The following is a 25,308-nucleotide window of genomic DNA, read 5'->3' as shown; positions in this document are numbered from 1 at the left end:
AGGGTAGGGCATGCGAGCAGGGTGCACAAGAGGAAGAAGCCGTGGCTTCTGACTCGCCCGGCGGGCCTCATTCAAAATGGCCGGCCAGACCCGCCCCCGCCCATGGAGAACCGATGCGCCTGCGCTTGTGCAACCTGATTCTGCTTGCCGCTTCCGTGGTTCCGCTGGCTGCCCAGGCGGCATGCCCTGCCGCTTCCGCTACCCAGCTGCGCGACGCCCTGAAGCCCGAAGCCAGCGAGGCCGAGCTGGTCATGCTGCAGGCCCAGGCGCTCCAACTGGCCAGTTGCCTGGCCAGCCCGGACCCCGCGTTGCGCGACGGCCTGGGGTTCGAATTGCTCTCGCAATGGATGCGCGCCAAGGCCTTGAAGCCCGAAACGCTGCAAACCCTGCGCGAAAGCCTGTTGCCCATCTTGAGCGGCCCGGATGTCAGTCAGGGCTTTCACGCGCCTTTCGCGGCGTTGGCGCTGGCTGAAATCGCTCGCGTCGACCGCCTGCAGCCCTTCCTCAGCCCGGCTCAGCGCCAGGACCTGCTGGAGCGCGCCTGCGCCTACCTGGCGGGCGTGCAAGACAGGCGCGGCTTCATCACTGGCGAGGGCTGGCGCCATGGCGTGGCCCATGGTGCCGACCTGCTGATGCAGCTGAGCCTGAACGCGGGCCTGGACGCCGCAGCGCAGTGCCGCATCCTGCAGGCGGTGGCGAGCCAGGTGCTGGCCGGCGGCGCACATGCCTACCAGTTCGGTGAAGGTCAGCGGCTGGCGCGGCCCGCGCTGTTTGCGGCCTGGCGTGGCGATGTCTCGGCGGACGACTGGCAGCAATGGCTCAGCAGCACCCTGGCCGCAGCCATGCCCAAGGCCAACCCGGATGCCGCCTTGCTGGTCCGCATGCACAACGCCCGCGAATTCCTCTGGCCGCTCTATTTCAGCCTGAACGAATCACGCGATGAAGCGCTGAAGGCTCGCCTGCTGCCCGCCGTGCGCGCGGCCATGCAACAGCTCGGCTAGTTGCCCGAAGCGCGCACCAGCGGCTGCAATTGCGTGGCCAGGATCTCTTCGGCTACCTGCCGACCCAGCCGCCGCCCGGCCTCGACGGAGCTGCGGAAATGCACACCGCCCCAGACCCGCGAGTTGACCATCTCCGTGGCCAGGGCATCGACGCTGGCCCAGCTGCGCGTCTGTCCGGTGGCCGAGTTGAAGCGCTGAAGGGTCTTGGGCTGCATCAGCGGATAGAGCGCATCGGCCGTGCCTGCCCACAGGCCGTAGCCGGAGGGGTATTCCGGATCGATGGGTGTGCGCATCAGGGGCTCCCAGTTGGCATCGCGTTGTGCCGCGGGAGTGAACTCGCTGCTGATCGCGGTCTGCGGCCGCCAGCGCTGGTACTTCAGCTTCAGCAGGCTGCCCAGCAGGCGGCTGTCGAAGTCGCTCATCGACAGCAAGGCAAGCAGGCGTGCCGTCTCCAGCGGCGGCAGCGGATTGACGGCCAGCAGGGTCTTGACGAACTCATGCTCGTCGCTTGGCGGGCTGGAGTTCCAGTAGAGCGCGGCAGCCGTCTGGTCGGCACTGCGGTTCGCGCTCTGTCGGGCGCCGAGCGCCTTGACTTCAGCCAGCTCGCGCTTGCCCAGGTCACTCTCAGGCGATGGCGGCGCGCCGGGCTCGAAGGCCTCCAACCGGGCGATGCCGAATGGTGTCAGGGGCTGCTTGTCTATCCTGAAGCCAGACCTGCGGCCGGCCGGTGGCTGGAACACGCCGGCCGCGGCGGCTGGTTTCGGTCCTTCGGTCCGCTCGAAGCCATCGCCGGCGCGCAGGCTCAGCACGGCCTGGGCGGCTCGCAGCCCCAGGGCAATGCCTGCCTGGCGAGCGGCGCCCTCGGGCAAGCGGGCAATCGCATCCGTGTAGGCCCGAGCCAGGGTGCCGTGCTCGGCTTGCGGTTCGGCGCTGAGCACGCCCCACACGGCGGCGGCCACTGCAGCCTCGGGCAGGGCCTGCGGACTGGCCTCCAGCGGCGGGCCGTAGCCCCGGTAGCGGGGCTCGATGGCATTCAAGGCATTGAACACTGCCAAGTCCACCATCACACCGGCGCGTGGCTGGCGCGGTGTGGGCAGCGTCTCGATGGTGGCCGTGGCCTGGGCGGCCCATTCCAGCACCATGCTGGGCTCGGCACTGCGAGCGACCAGGCCGCTGCAAAGCAGGGCGATGCAGCCGATCTTGAGCAGCAGCTTCTTCATCCTGCCTAGCCTCCGTGCCAAAGAGTACGCAACGTACGCTTGGTCACTCACCGGCGCAAGCCCCTGACCTAGACTGGCTCACCGCTCCATGGGGCCTGAAGCTCGATCGACATGAAACAAGCTCGCCAATCTGCCTGGACTTTGCTGGTAGCCCTCCTGTGGCTGATCGCTGGCTGCGGCGGTGGCGGCGGGGCTACGGCCGGGCCGGCTCCTACCCCGACGCCGACTCCCACACCCAACCCCACGGCGCCACAACTCACGACGCTGCGCAGCGACCTGCAAAGCCCATGGGGCCTCGCCTTTCTGCCCGACGGCCAGATGCTGGTGACGCAGAAGGGTGGCAGCCTCGTGCGCCTCGCCGCCAGCGGTCAAGGCGCGGCGACGACGATCACCGGCGTGCCCGCTGTGGCTTCAGCCGGTCAGGGCGGCCTGCTCGACGTGGCCATCGATCCCGATTTCGCCTCCGCGCCCTGGGTCTACTTCAGCTTCTCCGAGCCGGGCGCTGGCGCCGAGGCAGGCAAGGCCGGTACTTCGGTGGCGCGGGGCAAGCTCACCGGCAATGCCTTGACCGAAGTGGCGGTGATCTTCCGCCAGGCGCCCAAGGTCACGGGCAGCGGCCACTTCGGATCACGACTCGTTTTCGCACGTGACAAGACGCTGTTCGTGACCCTGGGCGAACGCCAACTGGGCAGCCCCGCGCAAGACCTGGCACAGACCTTGGGCAAGGTGGTGCGCATCAACCGCGACGGCAGCATGCCCGGCGACAACCCGGCCTTCGGCGTCGGTGCCCGCGCCGGCCTCTGGAGCCTGGGCCACCGCAATCCGCAAGGTGCGGCCTTGCATCCGACGACCGGCGAGCTGTGGGTCAGCGAGCACGGGCCGCAGGGTGGCGATGAAATCAACATCGCGCGCGCTGGTGCCAATTACGGCTGGCCGATCAAGAGCTATGGCTGCAACTACGGGGATCCGGTGGGTGACGCCTGCCGCATCGGCGGCGGCGTGCATGCGCCGGGCTATGTGGAACCGCTGACCTACTGGGTGCCCACGTCCGTGGCCCCAGCCGGCCTGACCTTCTATTCCGGCGCGATGTTCCCGGAATGGCAGGGCCAGCTCTTCTCCGGCTCGCTGGCAGGCACGACCTTGTGGCGTCTGCAGTTGAGTGGCAACACCGTGGCCTCGCGCACCGCCATGCATGCGGACCTGGGTGAGCGCTTCCGTGACGTGAGGCAGGCCCCGGACGGTGCCATCCTCCTGCTGACCGACAGTGGAAAGTTGCTGAGGATCCATCGATGACGGCCTGGATGCTGCGCATGGGCTTCGGCATGACCCTTTTGCTGGCGGCTGCGCTCTTGTGGGTCTGGTTGCGCCAGGAGCGCATGTTGTTCTATCCCGTGCCCTTGGCGGCCGAGCATCGCTTCGACTTCGGCGCCGATGTGCAGGAAGTGCAGATCCCGGTGGCCGGCGGCGCCAAGCTGTCAGCCCTGCATCTTCGCCAGGACACGCCTAAGGGCCTGGTCTTCTATCTGCACGGCAATGCCGGCAATCTGCAGAGCTGGTTCGTCACTGCCGACTTCTATCGTCGCGCCGGCTACGACCTTTTCATGCTGGACTACCGCGGTTACGGCAAGAGCTCGGGCAAGATCGACAGCGAGGCGCAGTTGCGCGCCGATGTGCGGGCCGCCTGGGACGCGATAACGCCACGCTACGAGGGCAAGCGGCGCGTGATCGTGGGGCGCTCGCTGGGCACGGCACTGGCCGCCGAACTGTCGGTGCAGGTCAAGCCCGATCAATTGGTGCTGATCTCGCCCTATCTGCGCATGGTCGACCTGATGCGCCAGCACTTTCCGCTGCTGCCGACCTGGCTGTTGCGCTATCCGCTCGACACCGCAGCCTCGCTCCGGCATTGGCAGGGCCCGCTGCTGCTCTTGCATGGCGAGCGCGATGAACTGATACCAGCCACGCACAGCGAGCAGCTGCAGATGCTGGCGCCGCAAGGGCAATTGACCCTGATCCGAGGCGCGAGCCACAACGACTTGCAGAGCTTCGACCAGTACCTGCAGTCGGTGAAGCAGGTGCTGCCCTAGCGTATTGCAGCTCAGGACGCGTGCAGCGCGCGGCGCAGGATGGCGGCGACATCAAGGCCGCCCGTTGGCAGCGCGCCATAGACGCGCCCGGCTTGCGTGCCGAGGCGGCTGGCAATGAAGGCATCTGCCAGGAATGCAGGTGAATGCCGCCGCAGCAGCACGGCCTGCGCCAGCAGCACCAGCCGTTGGCAGAGCAAACGGGCTTGCGCTTCCAGGGCGCCGGGATCGCCCGATAGCAGGGTCTGGAGCGAGTCCGCTTCGGCGCGCAGCGTCGGCTCCGCGTCGCTGCGCCAATCGTCCAGCAGGGCCAGCAATGCCTCGGGCTCGCGCGCAAAAGCACGCAAGACATCGAGGCACATCACACTGCCCGAGCCTTCCCAGATCGAATTGACCGGCGCCTCGCGATACAGACGCGCCATCACGCCGTTGTCGACATAGCCATTGCCGCCGAAGACCTCGATGGCTTCGCCCGACAGCTCCACCGCTCGCTTGCAGACCCAGAACTTGGCTGCCGGCGTGAGGATGCGCTGCCAGCCGCGCTCGCCGTTCTCGAAACCTTGCGCCAGGCGCAGCATCAGCACGGCCGCGGCTTCGCTTTCCAGCGCCATGTCGGCCAGCACCGCTTGCATCAGGGGCTGATCGGCCAGCGCCCGGCCGAAGGCTTGGCGGCGGCGCGTGTAGTGCAGGGCCTGGACCAGCGCCTGGCGCATGATCGCCGCGCTGCCTATCACGCAGTTCAGCCGCGTGTAGCCGGCCATCTCGATGATGGTCGGAATGCCGCGACCCTCTTCGCCCAGCAGCAGGCCGTAGGCATCGAGGAACTCGACCTCGCTGCTGCTGTTGCTGCGGTTGCCGATCTTCTCTTTCAGGCGCTGGATCTGCACCGCATTCTTGGTGCCATCGGGCCGCCAGCGCGGCACGAAGAAGCAGCTGGTGCCGGCTTCTGTCTGCGCTGTCACGAGATGCGCATCGCTCATCGGCACCGAGAAGAACCATTTGTGACCGCGCAGGCGGTACTCACGCCCGCCAACAAGCGTGGCGCACGTCGTGTTGGCGCGCACGTCCGAGCCGCCTTGCTTCTCGGTCATGCCCATGCCTATCCACAGCGAGTTCTTCTGCGCCATCGGCAGGTCGCGCGGGTCGTGCATGGTCGAGCGCAGCTGCGGCAGGAGCGCGGCGAGTTGCGGGTCGCGCGCCAGCACGGGAATGGCGGCCTGCGTCATGGTGGCCGGGCACAGCGTGCCGGCCTCGACCTGGCCATGCATATAGCAGCCGGCGGCAAACGCGCTCCAGCGGCCCGCGCGCTGCGAGATTTCAAAACTCATCGAGACCAGACCCTGGCTGCGGTACATCGCCAGCAGTTGATCCCAGGCGGGGTGGAAGTCGACCTTGTCTATGCGGCGGCCGCGGGCATCGAAAGTGCGCAGTTCGGGCGTGTGGCGGTTGGCGACCTCGGCCAGCGCATAGGTCTCGGCACGGCCCAGTTGCTCGCCATAGCTTTGCATTTGCGGCGCGGCCCAGCGGGCGCTGTTGCGCGCAAGGCCTTCCTGCAAGGCCAGGTCGGTGTCGAAGAGCGGGTAGTCGCTCAGCTCATCGACCTGGTTCGCTACTTCGTGGCTATGCCATGTGCCGTCGGGAGGGCTGCTGCTCACTGGCTGCTCCAAGCTTCAAGAGCTTGAAGTAGAGCGCAGTCGTGCGCAGCTCGCCATCCGGACTTGCGGCAAAGGCCGGAATCTCTCCGGCATGGCTCCAGCCCAGGCGCCGGTAGACGGTTTCAGCCAGCGAGCCGGCTTCGGTGTCCAGCACCAGCAAGCTCCGCCCGGCGGCGCGGGCTTCAGCTTCCACCGCGCGCATCAGACGCCGGCCATGGCCGTGGCCGCGCGCGCTGCTGTGCACGAAGAGCTTCTGCACCTCGGCCCGGTGGCGGCCATTGGCGCGGCTGCACAGGCTCAATTGCACCGAACCCAGCAGGCGCTGGCCAGCAATCAGCAGCACCAGGCGCTGCTCGTGGCCCAGGCGGGCAATCACGTCTTCCCAGTAGTCGTTCGCCTCATGCGGGCTCAGCGGCGCCAGAAAGCCGATCGAGGCGCCTTGGTCTACAGCGTCCACCAGCAGGGCGTTCAGGCGCGCCAGCCAGCTGCGAGCGATCTTGCCGCTGGCGATGCTCAGCAACTGGGGCTCGTCAGGGTTCAGGTCTTCCATCGTGGGTATCAGTTCGGCGGGATTCAATTCGGATGCTGCAGTCGCTTGAAGTAGAGGGCGGCGGCCAGCAGCTCGCCATCGGCGCAGGCGCTGTGGCCAGGGATTTCGCCGGCGCGTTGCCAGCCCAGGTGCAGGTAGACGGCTTCAGCCTGGGTGCCCGCCGGTGCATCCAGCACCAGAAGCGTGCGGCCCTGGGCCAGCGCGGCGCATTCGACGCGGGCCATCAGCCGCCCGGCCCAGCCCATGCCGCGGGCGCGGCTGTGCACCATCAATTGCTGGACTTCGCCGCGGTGGTGCGCATTGGCGCGCGGGCACAGCGAGAGCTGCACGCTGCCTTGCAGCCGTTCGCCCTCGCAGGCGATCCAGAGCTGTTGATGGGGGCCCAGGCGCGCCAGCACCTGGTGCCAGTAGTCAAGGGCGGCAAAGCGCGAGAGTGGCGCCAGAAAGCCCAGGCAGGCGCCTTGATGGACGTTGTCCACCAGCAGCTCGGCCAGGGCCGGCAGCCAATGGCTGTCAGACCCGGTCAATTTCAGGATCTGGGTCGGCTGGAGAGTGCGGCGCGACTCCGGTGAAACGGCAGTTTGTTGGGGGCTGGCGAAATGCAGCATCGGGACTCCCTCGGTTCGATGAGAACCCCCGTGCAAACCCCATGCCAGCTTTTGCAGCTATCGATGGCTGCAGCTACTCTTCGATGCCTGGCTCAGCCATCAACTGACCCTTGCCCGCTTCCTTGGCGGCATAAAGGGCGGCCACCGCACGCGGCATCAGGTCCTCGATGCTGCGGTCGCCAGGGCGCAGCTTGGCCCAGCCGGCGCTGAACGAGATTGCAAAGCCAAGCTCCTTGGGCGCGCGCTCGGCCAGGGCCGCGCGCATGCGCAGGTCGAGCGCCTGCGGACCCTGCGCTTCGCAGCGCGCCATCACGACAGCGAACTCCTGGCCACCGACGCGCGCTGCCAGATCGCCCAGGCGCATCTGCTCCTGCAGGCAACTGCCGAACAAGGCGATGGCCTGGTCGCCAGCCGCTTCGCCATGCTGGATGTTGATCGCCTTGAAGTTGTCCAGGTCCAGCTTCATCACCGCCAGCGGTTCATTGTGGCGGCGGGCCATCGAGATCATGTCGACCGACCGGGCGCTGAAGGCGCGGCGGTTGCACAGGCCGGTTTGCGCATCGGTCTGCGCCAGGCGCTTGAGCGCTGTTTCGGTCTCCGCGCGCCAGGCCACCAGGACCGACATTGCGCAGGCCAGCAGCGCAATGTGGCTCAAGACCGCTGCGGTGATGTTGAGTGGATGGCTGCTGTGCAGTTCCATCGCCGGGTCGCCGGATTGCAAGCCCAGGATGGCGCGCCAGGCTGTGAGTGCCGCCACAGCCAGCAGGGCCAGCAGGAGCAGCACGCGCCAGCGGCGGCTGGAGCGTTCGAGGTTCTTGGCCGGCCAGGCCAGCGCGAGACAGATCAGGCCGAGCTGCACGGCCAGCACGCCGTTGGCCCACAGCGTGCGCAAGGCCGGGTAGTCATAGCCGGCGATGTAGAGCAAGGGCAGCGCCATCGGCAGACCTTGCATCAGCCAGCGGCCCGGCCTTTGCCCGACCCAGGCCTGCAGCGCCCACCACAGCGCACTGAAGCCGGCGCTCAGGAACAGCAGCGCAGCGGCATAGACCCAGCGCCCCGGCCATTGCCCGGCCAGCACGATGCCGGCCCAGCCCAGCGATTGCAGCACCGCCGCGGCCTGCACGAACCGAGCCGCCATGCTCACCGCTCGCCAGCCCATCAGCGCCGGCAGCATGATGGCCAGCATCAGGGCCTGGATCAGCAGCAGGCTGAAGAGGGTGTTGACGTCGAGTTGCATGAGGGGCGTTGTCGGCGGCTGGGGTGCGGCGATTGTGGTGGCAATCGGGCGCGCCGCCTATGGCGCTTTTCACTGAAAAGCCACCTCGGCAAAACTGCGCAGCTTGCGGCTGTGCAGCCGGCTCAGGGAAGCGGCACGCAAGAGCTCCACGGTGCGCAGCCCGATGCGCAGATGCTGGTCGACACGCTCGCGGTAGAAGTGATTGGCCATGCCGGGCAGCTTGATCTCGCCGTGCAGAGGCTTGTCGGAGACGCACAACAGGGTTCCGTAGGGCACGCGGAAGCGGAAGCCGTTGGCGGCGATGGTGGCGCTTTCCATGTCCAGCGCAATCGCGCGGCTCTGGCTAAAGCGGCGCTCGGGCCCGCCTTGCGCGTTGTTGGGCGAAAGCTCCCAGTTGCGGTTGTCGGTGGAGGCGACAGTGCCGGTGCGCATCACGCGCTTGAGCTCGAAGCCCTGCAGCTGCGTGACCTCGGCCACCGCGGTTTCCAGTGCGACCTGAACTTCGGCCAGCGGCGGGATGGGCACCCACAGCGGCAGGTCCTCGTCCAGCACGTGGTCTTCGCGCACATAGGCATGGGCCAGCACGTAGTCGCCCAACTGCTGGCTGTTGCGCAGCCCCGCGCAGTGGCCCAGCATCAGCCAGGCATGGGGCCGCAAGACGGCGATGTGGTCGCTCATGGTCTTGGCGTTGGCCGGGCCGACGCCGATATTGACCATGGTGATGCCGCTGCTGTCGCGCCGCAGCAGGTGAAAGGCCGGCATCTGCGGCAGGCGCGGTGGTGGCACGCCCAGCGAATCGGCGGGCTCGGCCGCCAGGCCGACGCGGCGGGTGATCACGTTGCCGGGCTCCACGAAGGCGATGCAGTCGTCCAGTGGGTCGGGTCTTGCCGGGTCGGGGGCCGAGGCCATCAGCTGGCGGGCCATGCGCACGAACTCGTCGATGTAGAACTGGTAGTTGGTGAACAGCACGAAGTTCTGGAAATGTGCCGGCGAAGTGCCGCTGTAATGGCGCAGGCGCTGTAGCGAATAGTCGATGCGCGGCGCGGTGAAGAGTGCCAGCGGCTGGGCGGCGCCAGCCGCCGCTTCAAGCGTGCCGTTGGCGATGCTGTCGTCCATGGCAGCCAGGTCGGGCAGGTCGAAGATCTCGCGCAGCCGGGCACGCTGCTCGACGGAGAGCTCGCCCTCGATATGCGCCTCTTCGCCGAGCGCGAAATGCAGCGGTATCGGCTCGTGGCTGCTGCCCACTTCCAGCGGCGAATCATGGTTGCCCAACAGCAGCTCGAACTGTTCGCGCAGGTAGTTGCCGAACAGGCGCGGCTCGGTCAGCGTGGTTTCGAAGACGCCCGGCCCCGCCACGAAACCCCAGGCCAGCCGCGAATCGACGCGGCGCACGCTGCCCGCTCTCAGCCGTACGAACGGATAGCAAGCCCGGACCGGGCCGGGATCCTGCCCCTGCACAAAAGTGCGCAGCGCCTGGCGCAGATGCTGGACACCCGTCTCGTAGATCTGCTGGACCTGGGCCAGAGCGGCCGTGGCGTCGGTGAAGGATTGAGGCGCAAAAAAGGGGGCGGCAGGGCTCATGGCAATGATTGTGGCGCTGCTTTTGGCTGTAGTTTTGGTACTTAAGTGCGCTTGTTACGAATGAGTTTCATGAAATTCAAGGGGTAAACACGATCTTTTGAATGTAGTTTTACTTCACTACGATCCGGGCCCAGACCAAAAGACCTCTGACGGAGACATCCATCATGCTTGCAGCCGCCTCCCGCCTGCGCCATTGGGCCTCGTGCGCCCGGCGCGCCGCCCTGCTCGTTGCGACCACGGCCTGCCTGGTCGCCTGTGGCGGCGGAGGTGGCGGTTCGTCCGGCAGTGGCGGCAGCACGCCGGTGACGCCAACCCCGCCGGCTCCGGTGGACCCGCTGCTGGCCCTGGGCAATGGCGATGGCTTCCAGACGCTATTGCAGGCGCAGGCGGTCAATCCAGCGGGGAGTGGCGGAGGCACCAGCGAAACTCCGACAACGCTGACCGTTCACTACCGCCGCACGGCCGCCGACTACAGCGGATGGCAGCTCCACAGCTGGGGCGCGGCCAAGGACCCTGGCTGGGGCGTGGGCAACAACGCGACTGGCACGGACAGTTTCGGCGTGGTGTTCGAGGTGCCGCTGGCTGCGAGCAGTGGCGAGGTCGGATACCTGTTCCACAAGGGCGACGACAAGGACCATGGCGGCACTGACCAGAAGTACGTGCTGAAAGCCGGCAAGAACGAGATCTGGCGCATCCAGGGCGATGGCGCCAGCTACACGGCCAATCCGCTCGGCGCGGCAGCACCGGATCTGACGACGATTCGCGTGCACTACAAGCGCTTCGATGCCAACTACGCTGCCTGGGGCCTGCATCTGTGGAATGGCAGCGGCCTGGATTCATCCAGGCTGCCCGGCGTGGCCATCGAGCAGTGGAATGCCGCGGCCGCCTTCAGCAAGATGCCTGCCTACGCGGCGGCTGCGGGCGAGGTGGTGTTCGACATTCCTGTGCTCAATCCGAAGGCTGACGCCAGCCGCAAGTCGCTCGAATTCATCATCCACGGCCAGGCACCCAACGAGAACGACAAGGACGGCCGCAGCGACAACATCCGCATCGACTTCGGAGGCCTCGTCGTCAAGAACCAGATGGCTGAAGTCTGGCTGGTGCAGCAGGACGCGACCGTCTACCTGGCGGCGCCTGACACCCGCTCCGCTTCCACCACCGATGCGCGGGCCTTCTGGCTCAACAGGCAGTTGATCCAGTGGCCGAGAGTCGACGGCAGCGGCACCGTGAAGCTCTACTACTCTTCCACCGGACAGGCGGTCGCGCCCAAGGACGGCAAGGTGGCCGGCGCCGAGGGCTCGCTGACCCTGGAGCGTTTCAGTGGCGCCGTGCCTGCGGCATTGGCCGAGCGATTCAAGTTCGTCGCGCCCGGCGCGGTGATGAGCGTGAAGACTGCTGACCTGGCCCAGCTGCCCGATCTCCTGAAGAAGCAGGTGCTGCTGGTGCAGGAAGACGCCAGCGGCAATGTGCAGAACGCGACCACGGCGCAAGTGGCCGGCGCACTGGACGATCTCTATGCGGCCGCAGCCAATGTGACTGACCTGGGCGCGCGCATTGCCAACGGCAGCACCACATTCAAAGTCTGGGCGCCGACGGCGCAGTCGGTGACCGTGTTCACCTATGCGAACGGCACGGCCGACGCGAGCACAGCCGACAAGCTCGCCTTCGACCCGGCCACCGGCATCTGGAGCATCACCAAGAGCGGCGACCTCTCGGGCAAGTACTACAAGTTCGCCGTCGAAGTCTTCGCGCGCGGCACGGGCCTGGTGCGCAATCTGGTCACCGACCCGTACTCCCTGAGCCTTACCGACAACTCGCGCCGCAGCTATATCGCCAACCTCGATGCCGCCGCGCTGAAGCCCGCGGGCTGGGACCAGAGCACGCCGCCGGCCAAGGTCGCGGCCGCGCCGGACATGAGCATCTACGAGCTGCACCTGCGCGATTTCTCGGCCAATGACCCGACCGTCAGCGCAGCCAACCGCGGCAAGTACCTCGCCTTCACCGAGTCCGGCGGTAACGGCATGAAGCACCTGAAGGCGCTGGCGGATGCCGGCCTGACGGACGTGCACCTGCTGCCCGTCTTTGACCTGGCCAGCGTGCCGGAAACCGGCTGTTCCACGCCGGTTCCCACGGGCGCAGCCGATGCAGAGACACAGCAAGCCGCCGTGGCCGCCAGCGCCGGCAACGACTGCTTCAACTGGGGCTACGACCCGTACCACTACACCGCGCCTGAAGGCAGCTATGCCAGCGATGCGAGTGACGGCGCCAAGCGCGTGCTCGAGTTCCGCCAGATGGTGATGGCGCTCAACGCCGCCGGCCTGCGCGTGGGCATGGACGTGGTCTACAACCACACCACCGCCTCCGGCCAGAACGCGAAATCGGTGTTGGACCGCATCGTGCCCGGCTACTACCACCGCTACAACGCGGCCGGCGCGATCGAGACCTCGACCTGCTGCGACAACACGGCGACCGAGAACCTGATGATGGGCAAGCTGATGGTCGACTCGACCATCGTCTGGGCCCGCGACTATCACATCAGCTCCTTCCGCTTCGACGTGATGGGCCACCAGCCGCGCAGCGTGATGGAGCAGCTGAAGAGCAAGGTGGCTGCGGCCGCCGGCCGCCCGGTGCAGTTGCTGGGTGAAGGCTGGAACTTCGGCGAAGTGGAGAACGGCGCGCGTTTCGTACAGGCCTCGATGTGGAGCCTCAATGGCTCGGGCATCGGCAGCTTCAATCCTTTCATCCGCGACGCGGTGCGTGGCGGCAGCCCGTTTGACTCGGGCAATGCACTGATCGCCAACCAGGGCTGGATCAATGGCCTCTGGTTCGACCCGAACGCGCAGGGTGGCGGCAAGAGCAAGGCCGACCTGATGTGGCAGGGCGACCTGATCAAGGCCGGCCTGGCCGGCTCGATCCGCAGCTTCTCGATGAAGACACATTGGGATGCTCAAGTGACGCTGGACCAGCTCAATGGCGCGGGCTTCGTGACCGATCCGTCCGAGGTCGTCAACTACGTGGAGAACCACGACAACCAGACCTTGTTCGACACCAACGCCTACAAGCTGCCGATCACCACTTCGCGCGAGGACCGGGCACGCGTGCAGATGCTGGGCGCGGCGCTGACCATGTTCAGCCAGGGCATCCCGTACTTTCACGCGGGTGTCGACACGCTGCGCAGCAAGTCGCTGGACCGCAACAGCTACGACGCTGGCGACTGGTTCAATCGGCTGGACTGGAGCCATGCCGACAACTTCTTCGGTACCGGCCTGCCGATGAAGACGGAGAACCAGGACAGCTGGACCGTGATGAAGCCCTTGCTGGCCAATGCGGCAATCAAGCCCACGGCCAGCGAGATCGCCTGGACCCGCGACGCCTTCCGCGACCTGCTGAAGCTGCGCGCCAGCTCCACGCTCTTGCGACTGCGCACGGCCGACGACATCAAGGCGCGGCTGTCCTTCCTCAATACCGGCGCTGCACAGCTGCCCACCGTGCTGGCGGCGCGCGTCGACGGGACGGGCTATGCCGGCGCCGGCTTCAAGGAAATCATCTACCTGGTCAATGCCGACAAGCAGGCGCAGACATTGACGGTGGATGCCCTGAAAGGCCGTGCCTATCAGCTGCACCCGGTGCACCTGGCGCCGGGCGCCGCCGACCGGCGCGTGGCGGCCGAGGCCAGCTTCGATGCGGGCAGCGGCCGCTTCGTGGTGCCAGCACGCTCGGCCCTGGTTTGGGTGCTCAACTAGGACGCAAAATTGAGCGAAGTCAACGGCGATCCGGGATAGGCATGTTCTGATCCCGCTACCGGTCCTCACGCTGAAGGCCGGCAAGGGGGGCAAGATGCCGGTTTCACAGCGCCCCACGGTGCTGATCGTCGACGACAACGCGGAGAACCTGACGGTGCTCGGCGAGTTGCTGCAGCCGCTCTACCAGGTGCGCGCAGCCAATGGCGGCGAGCGGGCGCTGCAGCTGATGGCGCTGGCGCCGCAGCCGGACCTGGTCCTGCTCGACGTGATGATGCCGGGGCTGGACGGCTACGCGGTGCTGGAGCGCTGGCGCAGCGACGCCAGCACGGCCAAGGTGCCGGTGATTTTCGTGACCGCCCTGGGCGCGACCGCCGACGAGGAGCGCGGCCTCGCGCATGGCGCCGTCGACTACATCTCCAAGCCGGTGCGGCCGCCCATCCTGCTGGCGCGGGTCGCGGCCCACATCGAGCTGCACCGGGCCCGGGCCCGCCTGGAAGACCAGAACCGCTATCTCGAGGCAGAGGTGGCGCGCCGCATGCAGGAGAACGAGCGCCTGCGCGACGTCAGCATGCATGCGCTGGCCCGCCTGGCCGAGACCCGCGACAACGAAACCGGCTACCACCTGTTGCGCACGCGCGAGTACGTGCGGCTGCTGGCCGAGGAGCTGCTGGCGCGCGGGGCCTTTGCCGGCGAACTCGATGCCGCCTCGGCCGACCTGATGGTTCGCTCGGCGTCGCTGCATGACATCGGCAAGGTCGGCATCCCTGACCGCATCCTGCACAAGGAGGGCAAGCTCGATGCCCAGGAGTGGGAGATCATGAAGACCCATGCCTGGCTGGGTGCCGAAGCGATAAGCCAGGCCGAGCGCGACACCGGCGCAGGCGCGGGACTGGACCACCTGCGCTATGCCAAGCAGATCGCGCTCAGCCACCATGAGCGCTGGGACGGCGGCGGCTATCCGCAAGGCTTGGCAGGCCTGGACATTCCGCTGGCGGCGCGTCTGATGGCGCTCGCCGATGTCTTTGATGCGCTGACCTGCAAGCGGGTCTACAAGGAAGCCTGGACCCACGAGGCGGCCCGCTCCCTGGTGATCGAACAACGCGGCGGGCATTTCGATCCGGTCATTGCCGATGCCTTCCTGGCCCGCTTCGCGGAGTTCTGCGAGGTGGCGCGACGCTTCAGCGAGGACGATGTCCATGCTGCTGCCAGCGTCTGAGCCGCCGGCCGCCGGGCAGCGCCGGGCCGCCATGCGGCTGGTGCTGGTCTATGCCGTCTGGTCGGCGGTGTGGATTCTGGGGTCGGACTGGCTGCTGTTCCGCCTTGTCAGTGACCCGGGTTGGTTGGCGCAGATGGCCTTGCTCAAGGGCTGGTTCTATGTGGCCATCAGCGGGGCCCTGATCTATGGCGGTGTGCGGGGGATGCAAAGCCGGCCGGCGGGCCCTGGCACGCAAAGCCGGGTGACGGCCCAGCGGCCGCTGGGTTTGCTGCTGAGCCTGTTGGCCGTGCTGGCGGTGGGTGTGCTGGCCATGACGCTGGCCCAGCGCAGCATGCGCGATACCGAGAGTGCGCGCATGCAGGCCGTTGCCGATCTGCATGGGGACCAGACCGAGCTCTGGCTGACCCGCTTGCGGACGTTGGCCGAGCAACTGCAGCAGGACGCCAGTCTTGCGCAGCAGGCGGTGCGGGCTGCGCGTCAAGACGCGGCCGCGACCGAGCTGCTGGGGGCCGAACTGCGGCGCCTGGATTCGGTCCTGGACTTGCAGGACGTGGTGCTGCTGGGGGCCGGCGGGCAGCGCCTGTCGCTCTACCGCGGGCCTTCAGGCCGCGAGGCCGAGCTGTCGCCCGCGGTCGGGCAGCTTGTTGCACACGCGCGGTCCAGCCGTCGCTGGGCGCGCACGGACGTGCTGCCCATCGAGGGCGAGCGCGTGTCACTGGACGTCGCGGTGCCCTTGACCGAACCGGCGACCGGCTGGGTGTTGCTGCTGCGGATTGACCCGCGGCGCGAGCTGTTCGCCTTGCTGCAGGCATGGCCACTGTCCAGCGCGACCGGCGAGACGGCGGTGTGGCGCGTGGACGGCGCCGATCTGGTGGCGCAGAACGATTTCCGTCTGCACGGCGGTTCGGCGGGGCGCTTGCGCCAGCCCTTTGTGCCAAGCCAGACGGTGGCGGCGCGCCTGCTGCGCGGCGAAGGCCAGGTCGGCCAATTGATCGCCGGGCGTGACTACCGCGACGCGCCGGTGTTCGGCTATGCGCGCCGCATCGAGGGCAGCGACTGGGTCCTGGTCGCCAAGGTCGATGCCAGCGAGTTGCAGTCCCATGCCCAGCCCCTGCTGATTGCGATTGCCGCCAGCATGGTCGCGGTGGCGGCTGTGCTGACAGTGCTGTTCCGCCAGCGCCGCTCCAAAGAGGCGCTTCGTTCATTGGAGGCCGAGCGGCTCGAGCAGCGCCACCAGATCGATGCCTTGCAACTGTTCAAGGCGGTGGCCGATGCCTCAACCGACGCGATCTTCGCCAAGGACCTGCAAGGGCGCTATCTGCTCTTCAATCGCGCAGCTGAGCGCATCACCGGGGCGCTGGCCGAGGACACGCTCGGAAAGGACGACAGGACGCTGTTCAGCCCCGAGCTGGCCGAGCGCGTGATGCAGCGCGATGCCGCCGTGCTGGCCGCCGGACGCGTCGACACGGGCGATGAGCTCGTGGACACGGCCGACGGCAGTCGGCGCGTATTCCAGGCGACCAAGGGCCCGCTGTACGACGCCGAAGGACAGTTGTTGGGCCTGTTCGGCGTGTCGCGCGATGTGACGGCCGAGCGGGCGGCGCGCGAGGCACTGAGCGACAGCGAACTGCGCTACCGCATGCTGCTCGAGGCTTTGTCCGAGGGCGTGTTTGTGGCCCAGGACCGACGCATTGCCTATGCCAATCCGGCACTGCTCAGTCTGCTTGGCTACGACATGGCGACGCTGCGGACTCTGCCCTTCGACGCCTTCGTCGCCCCGGAACACCTGAAGCAGGTCAACGAAAACTACGAGCAGCGCGTCGGCGACGGGCCGGAGCCGCCGCCCAATTACGAGATCACCTGGCTGGCCCGCGATGGCCGTCGCATCGACATCGAGCTCAAGGCGAGCCGCATCCGCTACCAGGGCCGCAATGCCGTGCTGGTTGTGGTCGCCGACATCACCGACCGGCATCGCTCCGAGGAGCAGCTGCGCAAGCTGTCGATGGCGGTGGCGCAGAGCCCGGCCAGCATCCTGATCGCAGACACGACGGGACGCGTGGAGTACGTCAATGAGGCCTTCGAGCGCATCAGCGGCATGGCGGCAGCCACCGCACTGGGCCGCACGCTGACCGAGTTGCAGCCAGACCAGGGCGCCAGCGGTCAGTTCGAGGCGATGCGCACCTGTCTGCTCGAGGGGCAGGCCTGGACGGGTGAGTTCAGCCGCCTGCGCCGGAACGGTCAGATCTACGAGGAATTCGTGCGCGCCGCGCCGATCCGCCAGGACAACGGTCAGATCAGCCATCTGCTCCTGATCGGCGAAGACATCACCGAGCACAAACGGCAGGGCCGCGAACTGGACCGGCACCGTCACCATCTCGAGGAACTGGTGGGCCTGCGCACGCTGGCTTTGGCCCAGGCCGAGGCGTTCACCCGCCTGGTGGCAGAGAGCATTCCCGGCATGGTGGGCTATTGGGACAAGGACAGGTGCTGCCGCTTCGCCAACCATGCCTACGCGCGCTGGTTCAATCGTGAGCCTGCAGGCATGCTGGATCAGCGCATGGCTGAGGTGCTGCCGGAGGATCTGGCCATTCAGATCGAGCCGCATGTGCAGGCGGCCTTGCGCGGCGAGGTCCAGCATTTCGAGATCCAGGCGAGCGACGGTGCCGGCGTTCGGCATTCGCTCTGGGGGCATTACTCGCCCGACCTGCGCGACGGCACGGTGCAGGGCTTTTTCGTGCTGGTGAACGACGTCAGCGAACTCAAGCAGGCCGAGGAACAGCTGCAACGCCTCAATCTCGAGCTGGTCCAGGCGCGCGACCGTGCCGACGCGGCCAACCTCGCCAAGAGCGCTTTCCTGGCCAATATGAGCCACGAGATCCGCACGCCGATGAATGCCATCATCGGCCTGAGCCACCTGCTGCGCCGCGACAGCGCCGACCCGGTGGCGCAGGAGCGGCTGACCAAGCTCAGCGGCGCGGCCCAACACCTGCTGCAGGTGATCAACGACATCCTGGATCTGTCCAAGATCGAATCGGGCAAGCTGGTGCTGGAGGACCATTCCTTCGGCCTCGCCGAGCTGCTGGACCGCAGCTGCGAGCTGGTAGCCCAGCGTGCCGCCGAGAAGGGGCTGGAGTTGGTGATCGTCATCGATCCGGCGCTGCCCTGCCAATGGCGCGGCGACCCCACGCGCCTGTCGCAGGCGCTACTCAATCTGCTCAGCAACGCGGTCAAGTTCACCGAGACCGGCCATGTCTGCTTGCGAGCCTCCCAGGTCGGGCGCGAGGGCGACGAGGCGACATTGCTGTTCGAAGTGCTGGATACCGGCATCGGCATCGAGCCGGACCTGCTGCCGCGGCTGTTCCGCGACTTCGAGCAGGGCGACAACTCGACCACGCGCCGCTATGGCGGCACCGGCCTCGGCCTGGCCATCACTCGCCACTTGGCCACGCTGATGGGCGGCGAAGTCGGCGTGGACAGCCAGCCCGGCGCGGGGAGCCGGTTCTGGATCAAGGTCCGCCTGCGCACGGGTGTGGAGTCGGCCTGGTCGGCCCCTGTCGAGCTGGCCGGGCGTCGGGTGCTGCTGCTGGACGATCTGTCGCTGGCACGAGAAGCCGGGGCCGAACTGATGCGACGGCTCGGCTTGCGGGTCGATGCCTTCGCCGATCCGGCCGAGGCCCTGGCCGCCTTGCGGCAGGGCTTGCGACCTGAGCTGTTGCTGATCGACTGGCGCCTGGGTGCGAGCGACGGCCTCCAGCTGCTGGGCAGCTGGCGCCAGGTTCTGGGCCCGTCCTGCCCACCTGCGCTGCTGCTGAGCCAGGGCGACGAGCTGGGCCTCGCCCAGGCGGCCCAGCAGGCCGGCTTCGCGCGCGTGCTCGCCAAGCCCTTGATGCTGACCAGGCTCGCGCAGGTGCTGGTCGAGCAGCTCGGCGGCGGTGCCAGCGCGCGGACCCAGGCGGTCGCAGGCATGACGCCGCTGGACCTGCTGGCGGCGCGCCATGCTGGTGCGCGCATCCTGCTGGTCGAGGACAACCCGATCAACCAGGACGTGGCGATGGAGTTGCTGCGCACGGCCGGCCTGCAGGTCGAGCTGGCCGGTGACGGGCGCCAGGCCCTCGAGCTGCTGGCGGGCAACGACTTCGACCTGGTGCTGATGGACATGCAGATGCCGGTGATGGATGGCCTGGAGGCGACGCGCCAGCTGCGCTTGCAGCCGCGCCTGTGCAAGCTGCCAGTCGTGGCCATGACGGCCAATGCCTTCGGCGAGGATCGCCAGCATTGCCTGGACGCGGGCATGAATGACCACATTGGCAAGCCGGTGGATCCGGATCAGCTCTACGCCACCTTGCTGCGCTGGCTGCCGGCGCCGTGTGCGGCAGTGGCAGTCGAACCGGTGGCACCTGCCGCAACTGAGAGCGAAGCGCTGCCGGCGGGCCTGGATCGGGTGCCCGGGCTGGATCTGAACGAGGGCCTGCGCTTCGTCGGCGGGCGGGCCGGCACCTACCAGCGGGTGCTGCGGCAGTTCGTCCAGCACTTCGACCGCGCGTCCCTGCCCGAGATCGGCGAGGGCGCCCGGTCGCACGACGAACTGCGGCGCTGGGCCCACTCGCTCAAAGGCGCGGCAGCCGCCATCGGGGCCCAGGAACTGAGCGAGGAGGCGGCCCGTCTCGAATCGGGCGCCTTGCTGCCGCTGCCGCAGCTGATGCCGCTGCGCGCACGCGTCGAGAACCGCCTGGTCGAACTGTTGCAGGGGCTGGCCGCGATCGATCAGGGTGGCGACGAGACCCGGCCGGGCGGGCTCGATGAGCTTGGCGAGCCGGACCCCAACCAGCTCGACCGTCTGGAGCAATTGCTCGCAGCCGGCGATTTCCGCGCGCAGGCGCTTTACCGCGAGCTGGCCGGCGCCATGCGCGCCAGCTTCGGCCCGTCGGCCCATCAGCTGGGTGACCTGATTCGGGCCTTCGATTTCGGCGCCGCGCTGCCGGTGCTGCAGCGCCTGCGTCAGCGCCGCTGAGTGGCAAGGGTGCGCCGGCCGCTTGGCACCTGAGTTGCGCGATTGCCGCACAAAAGACGCGCACCTGCGCTGGACTTGAGCGACGTCAAGATCTATGGTCGCCCCTGAGTCATACGCCGCGCCGATGTCGCGCGGCGGTGGCCCAGGGAGCCGTGCAAGATGTCAATGACTCAGCGTCCGCTGATCCTGATCGTGGACGACAACGCCGAAAACCTGCAGGTGCTTGGCGACCTTCTTCAGCCGCATTACCGGGTGCGGGCCGCAAACTCGGGCGAGCGTGCGCTGCAATTGCTGGCGCTCGACCCGTTGCCCGACCTGGCGCTGCTGGACGTGATGATGCCGGGCCTGGATGGCTATGCGCTGCTCGAGATCATTCGCAAGGAGCCGCGCAGCGCCGAACTGCCGGTGATCTTCGTCACCGCACTGGGCGCAACCGAAGATGAAGAGCGCGGGCTGGAACGTGGTGCGGTCGACTACATCACCAAGCCCTTGCGGCCGCGCGTGCTGCTGGCCCGGGTGGCAGCCCATGTGGAGTTGCAAAGGGCGCGGGCGGTCCTGCGCCAGCAGAACAGCGATCTCGAAGCCGAGGTGGTCCGCCGCCTGCAGGAGAACGAGCGGCTGCGTGATGTGAGCATCCAGGCGCTGGCGCGGCTGGCCGAGACGCGGGACAACGAAACCGGCAACCACCTGCTGCGCACCCGCGAATACGTGCGCACACTGGCGATGCGCTTGCGCGAATTGCCTCGCTATGCCGAGGAGCTGGATGGCCCAGCCATCGACCTGATGGCGAGATCGGCGCCGCTGCACGACATCGGCAAGGTCGGCATCCCGGATCGCATCCTCCTGAAGCCAGGCAAGCTCGACGCCGAGGAATGGAACATCATGAAGACCCATGCCGAGTTGGGCGCCGAGGCCATCGAGCAGGCCGAGCGCGATGCCGGCAGCGGCGGTGATCTGGCCTATTTGCGCTATGCCAAGCAGATCGCGCGCAGTCACCACGAGAGGTGGGACGGCAGCGGCTATCCGCAAGGCCTCGCCGGTGAGGCAATACCACTGGCGGCGCGCCTGATGGCGCTGGCCGATGTGTTCGATGCGCTCAGCAGCAGGCGTGTCTACAAGGCAGCATGGACCGCCGAAGCGGCGTGCGAGCTGATCGTGGCGCAGCGTGGCCGGCATTTCGACCCTGAGGTGGTCGATGCCTTTCTGGCCGAGTTCGAGGCGTTCCGGGCCATTGCCTCCCGGTACTCGGACGTCGACACCGACATCGGCGCGGTCTGAGGCGATGGATAGCCCTCGCGTCGCTGTCGGCCAGCCCAGAGATCTGGACGACAGCGACGAGCGCAGCCGCGTGCTGCTGGAGGCGCTGGCCGATGGTGTGTTCGTGGCGCAGGACCTCCACTTCGTCTTCGCCAACCCGGCCCTGCCGGCGATGCTGGGCTATGCGCATGCAGACTTTGTCGGATTGGCCTTCGAGAAGGTCATCGCTCCCGAGTTCCTGGCGCTCTGGACCGAGCGCTTCCTGCAGCGCATCGGCGGCGGACCGGAGCCGCAACGCCAGTATGAGTTGAGCTGGCTGCACAGCAGTGGGTTGCCGATCTGGGTGGCGCTGCGCGCCAGCCGCGTGATCTACAAGGGCCGGCCTGCGGTGCTCGGCATCATCACGGACGTCAGCGAGCGGCGCAGCGCCGAGCGGGCGCTGCGGGAGTCGGCTGAGCTGGTTCAGGCGGTTGAAGACTCGGTGCTGGACCACATGGCCGTGCTCGACAGTCAGGGCGAGATCGTCGCCGTCAACGAGTCCTGGCGCCGCTTCGCCGAAGACAACACGGCGCCAAGCCAGCGGCTGGGCCTGGGCGTAGGAGCCAACTACCTGGAGGTCTGCGAAGCGGCCGTCGGCGCCGATGCGCCACCGGCGGCGGAAGTCGCGCGCGGCTTGCGCGCCGTGCTGGCGGGCCAGCTGGACCGCTACATGGTCGAGTACAGCTGCCATGCGCCCCAGGAGCAGCGCTGGTTCGAGATGAGCGTCACGCCCTTGCGCGCCAGCAGTGGCGGCGCGGTGGTGGTGCATACCAACGTCAGCGCGCGCAAGCTGATCGAAGAGGCACTGGCCGAGCGCGAACGCCTCTACCGCTCAATGGTGGCCGCGCTCAGCGAAGGCGTGATCATCTTCGACCAACACTCCCGCGTATTGGCCTGCAACCCGGCTTGCGAGCGCCTGCTGGGCTGGAGCGAAGCCCAAATGCGCAGCAACCACTGGAATTGGCGCGAGCTGGCCTTGCGCAGCGTGGAGGGGCATCTGATCCCCGAGGCCGAGCTGCCTTTGGCCCGGGTGAAGGCGACCGGTACCGGCTTGCATGAGCTGCTGATGGGCGCGCGCGATGCCAGCGGGCGCGAGCGCCTGATGAAGGTGAATGCGGCACCCGTGATGTCGCCCGACGGCCAACACATCGACAGCATCGTCGTCTCCTTTGCCGACGTGACCGAGCTCGAACGCCAGAGACGCGAGCTGGACGGCCATCGTGATCATCTGGAGGAGCTGGTGGCCGCGCGCACGCGCGAACTGGCGGCCGCCACCGAGGCGGCAAAGGCGGCCAACCTGGCCAAGAGCGCCTTTCTGGCGAACATGAGCCATGAGATCCGCACGCCGATGAACGCCATCATCGGCCTGGCCCACCTGCTCAAGCGCGACAGCCTCGACCCAACCGCGCTGGAGCGCCTGGGCAAGCTCAGCGACGCCGCCCAGCACCTGCTGCAGGTGATCACCGACATCCTCGACCTGTCCAAGATCGAGTCGGGCAAGCTGGTGCTGGATGAGCAGGTCTTCTCTCCAGCGGCGCTGATGTCTCGCTGTTGTGCGCTGATGCTCGAGCGGGCGCGCGAGAAGGGATTGAGCTTGCAGGTCGATCCTGTCGACCTGCCTGCGCAAGTGCGCGGTGATCCGACGCGCTTGTCGCAAGCCCTCCTGAACCTGCTCTCCAACGCGGTCAAGTTCACTGCGCAGGGCTCGGTGCAGATGAGCGCTCGCCTGCTTGAATCGTGCGGGCAGGGCCCGCTGCTGCGCTTCGAGGTGCGCGACACCGGCATCGGCATCGCCGCCGACCTGCTGCCGCGCCTCTTCCGTGACTTCGAACAGGGTGACAGCTCGACCACACGGCGCTACGGCGGCACCGGCCTCGGGCTGTCGATCACCCGCCACCTGGCCGAGCTGATGGGCGGCGACGTGGGTGTGCAGAGCGAGCGGGGCCGCGGCAGCCTGTTCTGGCTGACCGTGCGCATGCCCGCAGTGGAGGAACCGCTCACGCTGGATGCGGCCGAACCGGAAGTGCTGGCCCCCACGCGCTTGCGCCAGGAGCTGCGCGGCCGTCATGCGGGCGCGCGCGTGCTGCTCGTGGACGACAACCCGGTCAATCAGGACGTGGCCCAGGAGCTGCTGCGCAGCGTGGGCCTGCAGATCAGCCTGGCGGGCAACGGCCAGGAGGCGCTGGAGCAACTAGCGCGATCGCCCTTCGACCTGGTGCTGATGGACATGCAGATGCCTGTGATGGACGGCCTTCAGGCCACAAGGCTCTTGCGCCAGCGCGGCGCCTTGATGCCGGTGATTGCGATGACGGCTAATGCCTTCGGCGAAGACCGGAAGCGATGCCTGGCGGCCGGCATGAGCGACCATGTCAGCAAGCCTGTGAACCCCGATCAGCTCTATGCCACCTTGCTGCGATGGCTGCCTGAGCGCCCCGCACGGCCGGAGCCGCCGGTTCGGGCGCCGGGCGCTTTGGAGCAGCCGGCCCTGCCCAGCTGGCTGTCGCAAGTGCAGGGGCTTGATTCGGGGCAAGGCCTGCACTTCGTGGGCGGCCGAAGCAGCGTCTACTGGCAGGTCCTTCAGCGCTTCTCGCAGGAGTATCAAGACCTGACCCCACCGCTTGCGCTGGATGAAGCGCCGGCCCGCGAGGCCTTGCGGCGCTGGGCTCACACGCTCAAGGGCTCGGCCGGGGCGATTGGTGCGGCTTCCTTGTGCGCACTGGCCGGTGAGCTGGAGCGTGCCGCTGCCCAGGGCCTGCCGAACCTGGCCGCGCTGCATCAGGCCGTCGGGCAGAGTCTTCAACGGCTGCTGCTGGCCTTGCGTGGGCCGCATGCAGCCACAACCAGGGGCCGACCAGGCCTGCCTGCTTCAGGCCGCCTGAAGCAATTGGCGGAACTGCTGGCCGTTGGGGACTTCGATTCACTGTCATTGCATCGCGAGATGGCTGACGAGTTGCGAGCCATCTTCGGCATGCAAGCCCATCAACTGGGCGAGGCGATACGCGGCTTTGATTTCGAGCTGGCGCAAGGCCTGTTGCAGCAGCTGATAAGTCAGCACGGCGATACTCGTGTCCGATGACGAGTTCCACAAGCGCTGTCCTTGCCTATCTCGGTTGCTATGCCGAAGCCGGTCATTCGCTTCTGAGCCTGGCGCAGGATCCGGACACCGGCTCGCTGCGGCACCTTGCCAGCAGCGAATGCACGGGCAACGCCAGCTGGCTGCTGGTCGACCCGACCGCGCGCCGGCTCTACGCGGCTCATGAGCAGCAGCGCGGCAGCATCAGCGTGCATGCGCTCGACGGGCAAGGCCTGCCGCGCCTGCTGCAGCAGGTCGCCAGCGGTGGTGCCGGGCCGGTTCATCTGTGCCTTGACGCGATGCGGCGCCGGCTCTGGGTGGCGCACTACGGCGATGGCAGCCTGGGCTGCTTGCCCTTGCAGGACGATGGCGAGCTCGATGCCGCCTTGCCGGCCCGCACGGCGCGCCAGTTGGCGGGTCTACCTGGTCTTGCCAAGGCGCCCGCTTCGCATCCGCACATGCTGCAGCTCTCTGCCGACGGCCAATGGCTGCTGGCCTCCGACCTGGGCCTGGACCGGCTGCTGGCCGTGCCGCTCATCGAAGGGCGTGCCGTTCAATCGGTGGCATTGCCCAAAGGCAGCGGCCCGCGCCATTTCGTCCAGCTGGGGTGCCGGATCATTCTGCTGAGCGAGCAGCGTTCGACGCTGAGCTGGCTGGACTTCGACCCTTTGAGCGGCAGCCTGCAGCTGCGTGGCGAGATCAGCAGCCTGCCCGCGGCTTATGCCGGCCGCAGCTATGCCTCCGACCTGCGCTTGTCCACCGACGGCCTTCATCTGTATGCCTTGAACCGGCTGCACGATTCGATAGCCGTCTTTGCCCTGGGCAGCGACGGCGTTCCGAGCCTCCTGTGCCACGAATGGACGCGCGGCTCCCATCCGCGTAGCGCCACGTTCGACCCGGCCGGCCGCTTCTTCTATGTCTGCAATCAGCGCAGCGAACAGCTCACCGTGTTTGAGCGTGAGGCAGGCGGTAGCCTGCGCTTCACCGGGCAATACATCGCTACACCTTCACCCGCTTGCCTGGTGTTTGGCTGACA

Annotated in this window: 15 protein-coding genes; 9 read left to right on the top strand and 6 right to left on the bottom strand. The window is 67.5% G+C overall.

Annotation, left to right across the window (positions count from 1 at the left end; genetic code table 11):
- The first annotated feature begins 113 nt into the window (after positions 1-113).
- Entirely contained in the window at positions 114-1,001 is an 888-nt protein-coding gene (locus tag V3596_RS18700; RefSeq protein WP_334279321.1) for a DUF2785 domain-containing protein, read from the top strand.
- Here the strand turns inward: V3596_RS18700 and V3596_RS18695 are convergent.
- Positions 998-2,221, bottom strand: a complete 1,224-nt coding sequence (locus tag V3596_RS18695) for a vanadium-dependent haloperoxidase (protein WP_334279320.1) — start codon at positions 2,219-2,221, stop codon at positions 998-1,000. The two genes, V3596_RS18700 and V3596_RS18695, sit on opposite strands and share 4 nt — an antisense overlap.
- Positions 2,222-2,332: 111 nt before the next feature.
- On the opposite strand from V3596_RS18695, the gene V3596_RS18690 reads away from it, so the two are divergent.
- Together V3596_RS18690 and V3596_RS18685 are read left to right on the top strand one after the other, a co-directional pair.
- Entirely contained in the window at positions 2,333-3,514 is a 1,182-nt protein-coding gene (locus tag V3596_RS18690; protein ID WP_334279319.1) for a PQQ-dependent sugar dehydrogenase, read from the top strand.
- Positions 3,511-4,305, top strand: coding sequence for an alpha/beta hydrolase (locus V3596_RS18685; RefSeq protein WP_334279318.1), 795 nt, complete (start codon positions 3,511-3,513; stop codon positions 4,303-4,305). Before V3596_RS18690 ends, V3596_RS18685 begins: the two co-directional genes overlap by 4 nt.
- An 11-nt stretch (positions 4,306-4,316) precedes the next feature.
- On the opposite strand, the gene V3596_RS18680 is transcribed toward V3596_RS18685, so the two are convergent.
- The 5 genes from V3596_RS18680 to V3596_RS18660 all read right to left on the bottom strand — a co-directional run bounded on the left by V3596_RS18680 (position 4,317) and on the right by V3596_RS18660 (position 9,933).
- Positions 4,317-5,957, bottom strand: coding sequence for an acyl-CoA dehydrogenase family protein (locus tag V3596_RS18680; protein WP_334279316.1), 1,641 nt, complete (start codon positions 5,955-5,957; stop codon positions 4,317-4,319).
- On the bottom strand, positions 5,923-6,534 hold the full coding sequence (locus tag V3596_RS18675) for a GNAT family N-acetyltransferase (RefSeq protein ID WP_334279315.1): 612 nt from the start codon (positions 6,532-6,534) through the stop codon (positions 5,923-5,925). Before V3596_RS18675 ends, V3596_RS18680 begins: the two co-directional genes overlap by 35 nt.
- Positions 6,531-7,115, bottom strand: a complete 585-nt coding sequence (locus tag V3596_RS18670) for a GNAT family N-acetyltransferase (protein ID WP_334279314.1) — start codon at positions 7,113-7,115, stop codon at positions 6,531-6,533. The genes V3596_RS18675 and V3596_RS18670 overlap by 4 nt, the downstream gene beginning before the upstream one ends.
- Positions 7,116-7,188: 73 nt before the next feature.
- On the bottom strand, positions 7,189-8,352 hold the full coding sequence (locus V3596_RS18665) for a diguanylate cyclase domain-containing protein (protein ID WP_334279313.1): 1,164 nt from the start codon (positions 8,350-8,352) through the stop codon (positions 7,189-7,191).
- A gap of 69 nt (positions 8,353-8,421) precedes the next feature.
- Positions 8,422-9,933 carry an AMP nucleosidase gene (locus V3596_RS18660; RefSeq protein ID WP_334279312.1) on the bottom strand — a complete coding sequence of 504 codons (1,512 nt, stop codon included), beginning with the start codon at positions 9,931-9,933 and terminating at the stop codon, positions 8,422-8,424.
- Positions 9,934-10,097: 164 nt separating this feature from the next.
- Between V3596_RS18660 and V3596_RS18655 the strand changes: the two genes are divergently transcribed.
- The 6 genes from V3596_RS18655 (at position 10,098) to V3596_RS18630 (ending at position 25,306) form a co-directional block, all read left to right on the top strand.
- The gene (locus V3596_RS18655) at positions 10,098-13,676 is read left to right on the top strand and encodes an alpha-1,6-glucosidase domain-containing protein (protein WP_334279311.1); all 3,579 of its coding nucleotides are present in this window, start codon (positions 10,098-10,100) and stop codon (positions 13,674-13,676) included.
- A gap of 94 nt (positions 13,677-13,770) precedes the next feature.
- The gene (locus tag V3596_RS18650) at positions 13,771-14,892 is read left to right on the top strand and encodes an HD-GYP domain-containing protein (protein ID WP_334279310.1); all 1,122 of its coding nucleotides are present in this window, start codon (positions 13,771-13,773) and stop codon (positions 14,890-14,892) included.
- A complete protein-coding gene (locus V3596_RS18645) occupies positions 14,867-19,903 on the top strand; it encodes a PAS domain S-box protein (protein ID WP_334279309.1) in 5,037 nt (1,678 codons plus the stop codon). Before V3596_RS18650 ends, V3596_RS18645 begins: the two co-directional genes overlap by 26 nt.
- Positions 19,904-20,062: 159 nt before the next feature.
- Complete coding sequence (locus tag V3596_RS18640) at positions 20,063-21,181, top strand: HD domain-containing phosphohydrolase (RefSeq protein WP_334279308.1); 1,119 nt, start codon at positions 20,063-20,065, stop codon at positions 21,179-21,181.
- Positions 21,182-21,185: 4 nt separating this feature from the next.
- Entirely contained in the window at positions 21,186-24,275 is a 3,090-nt protein-coding gene (locus tag V3596_RS18635; protein WP_334279307.1) for a PAS domain S-box protein, read from the top strand.
- Entirely contained in the window at positions 24,272-25,306 is a 1,035-nt protein-coding gene (locus tag V3596_RS18630; protein WP_334279306.1) for a lactonase family protein, read from the top strand. The genes V3596_RS18635 and V3596_RS18630 overlap by 4 nt, the downstream gene beginning before the upstream one ends.
- Positions 25,307-25,308: the final 2 nt, after the last annotated feature.

This window comes from Roseateles microcysteis, assembly GCF_036880965.1.
Taxonomy (GTDB): Bacteria; Pseudomonadota; Gammaproteobacteria; order Burkholderiales; family Burkholderiaceae_C; genus JAUASW01.
This window is presented reverse-complemented; position numbering and strand designations above follow the sequence as displayed.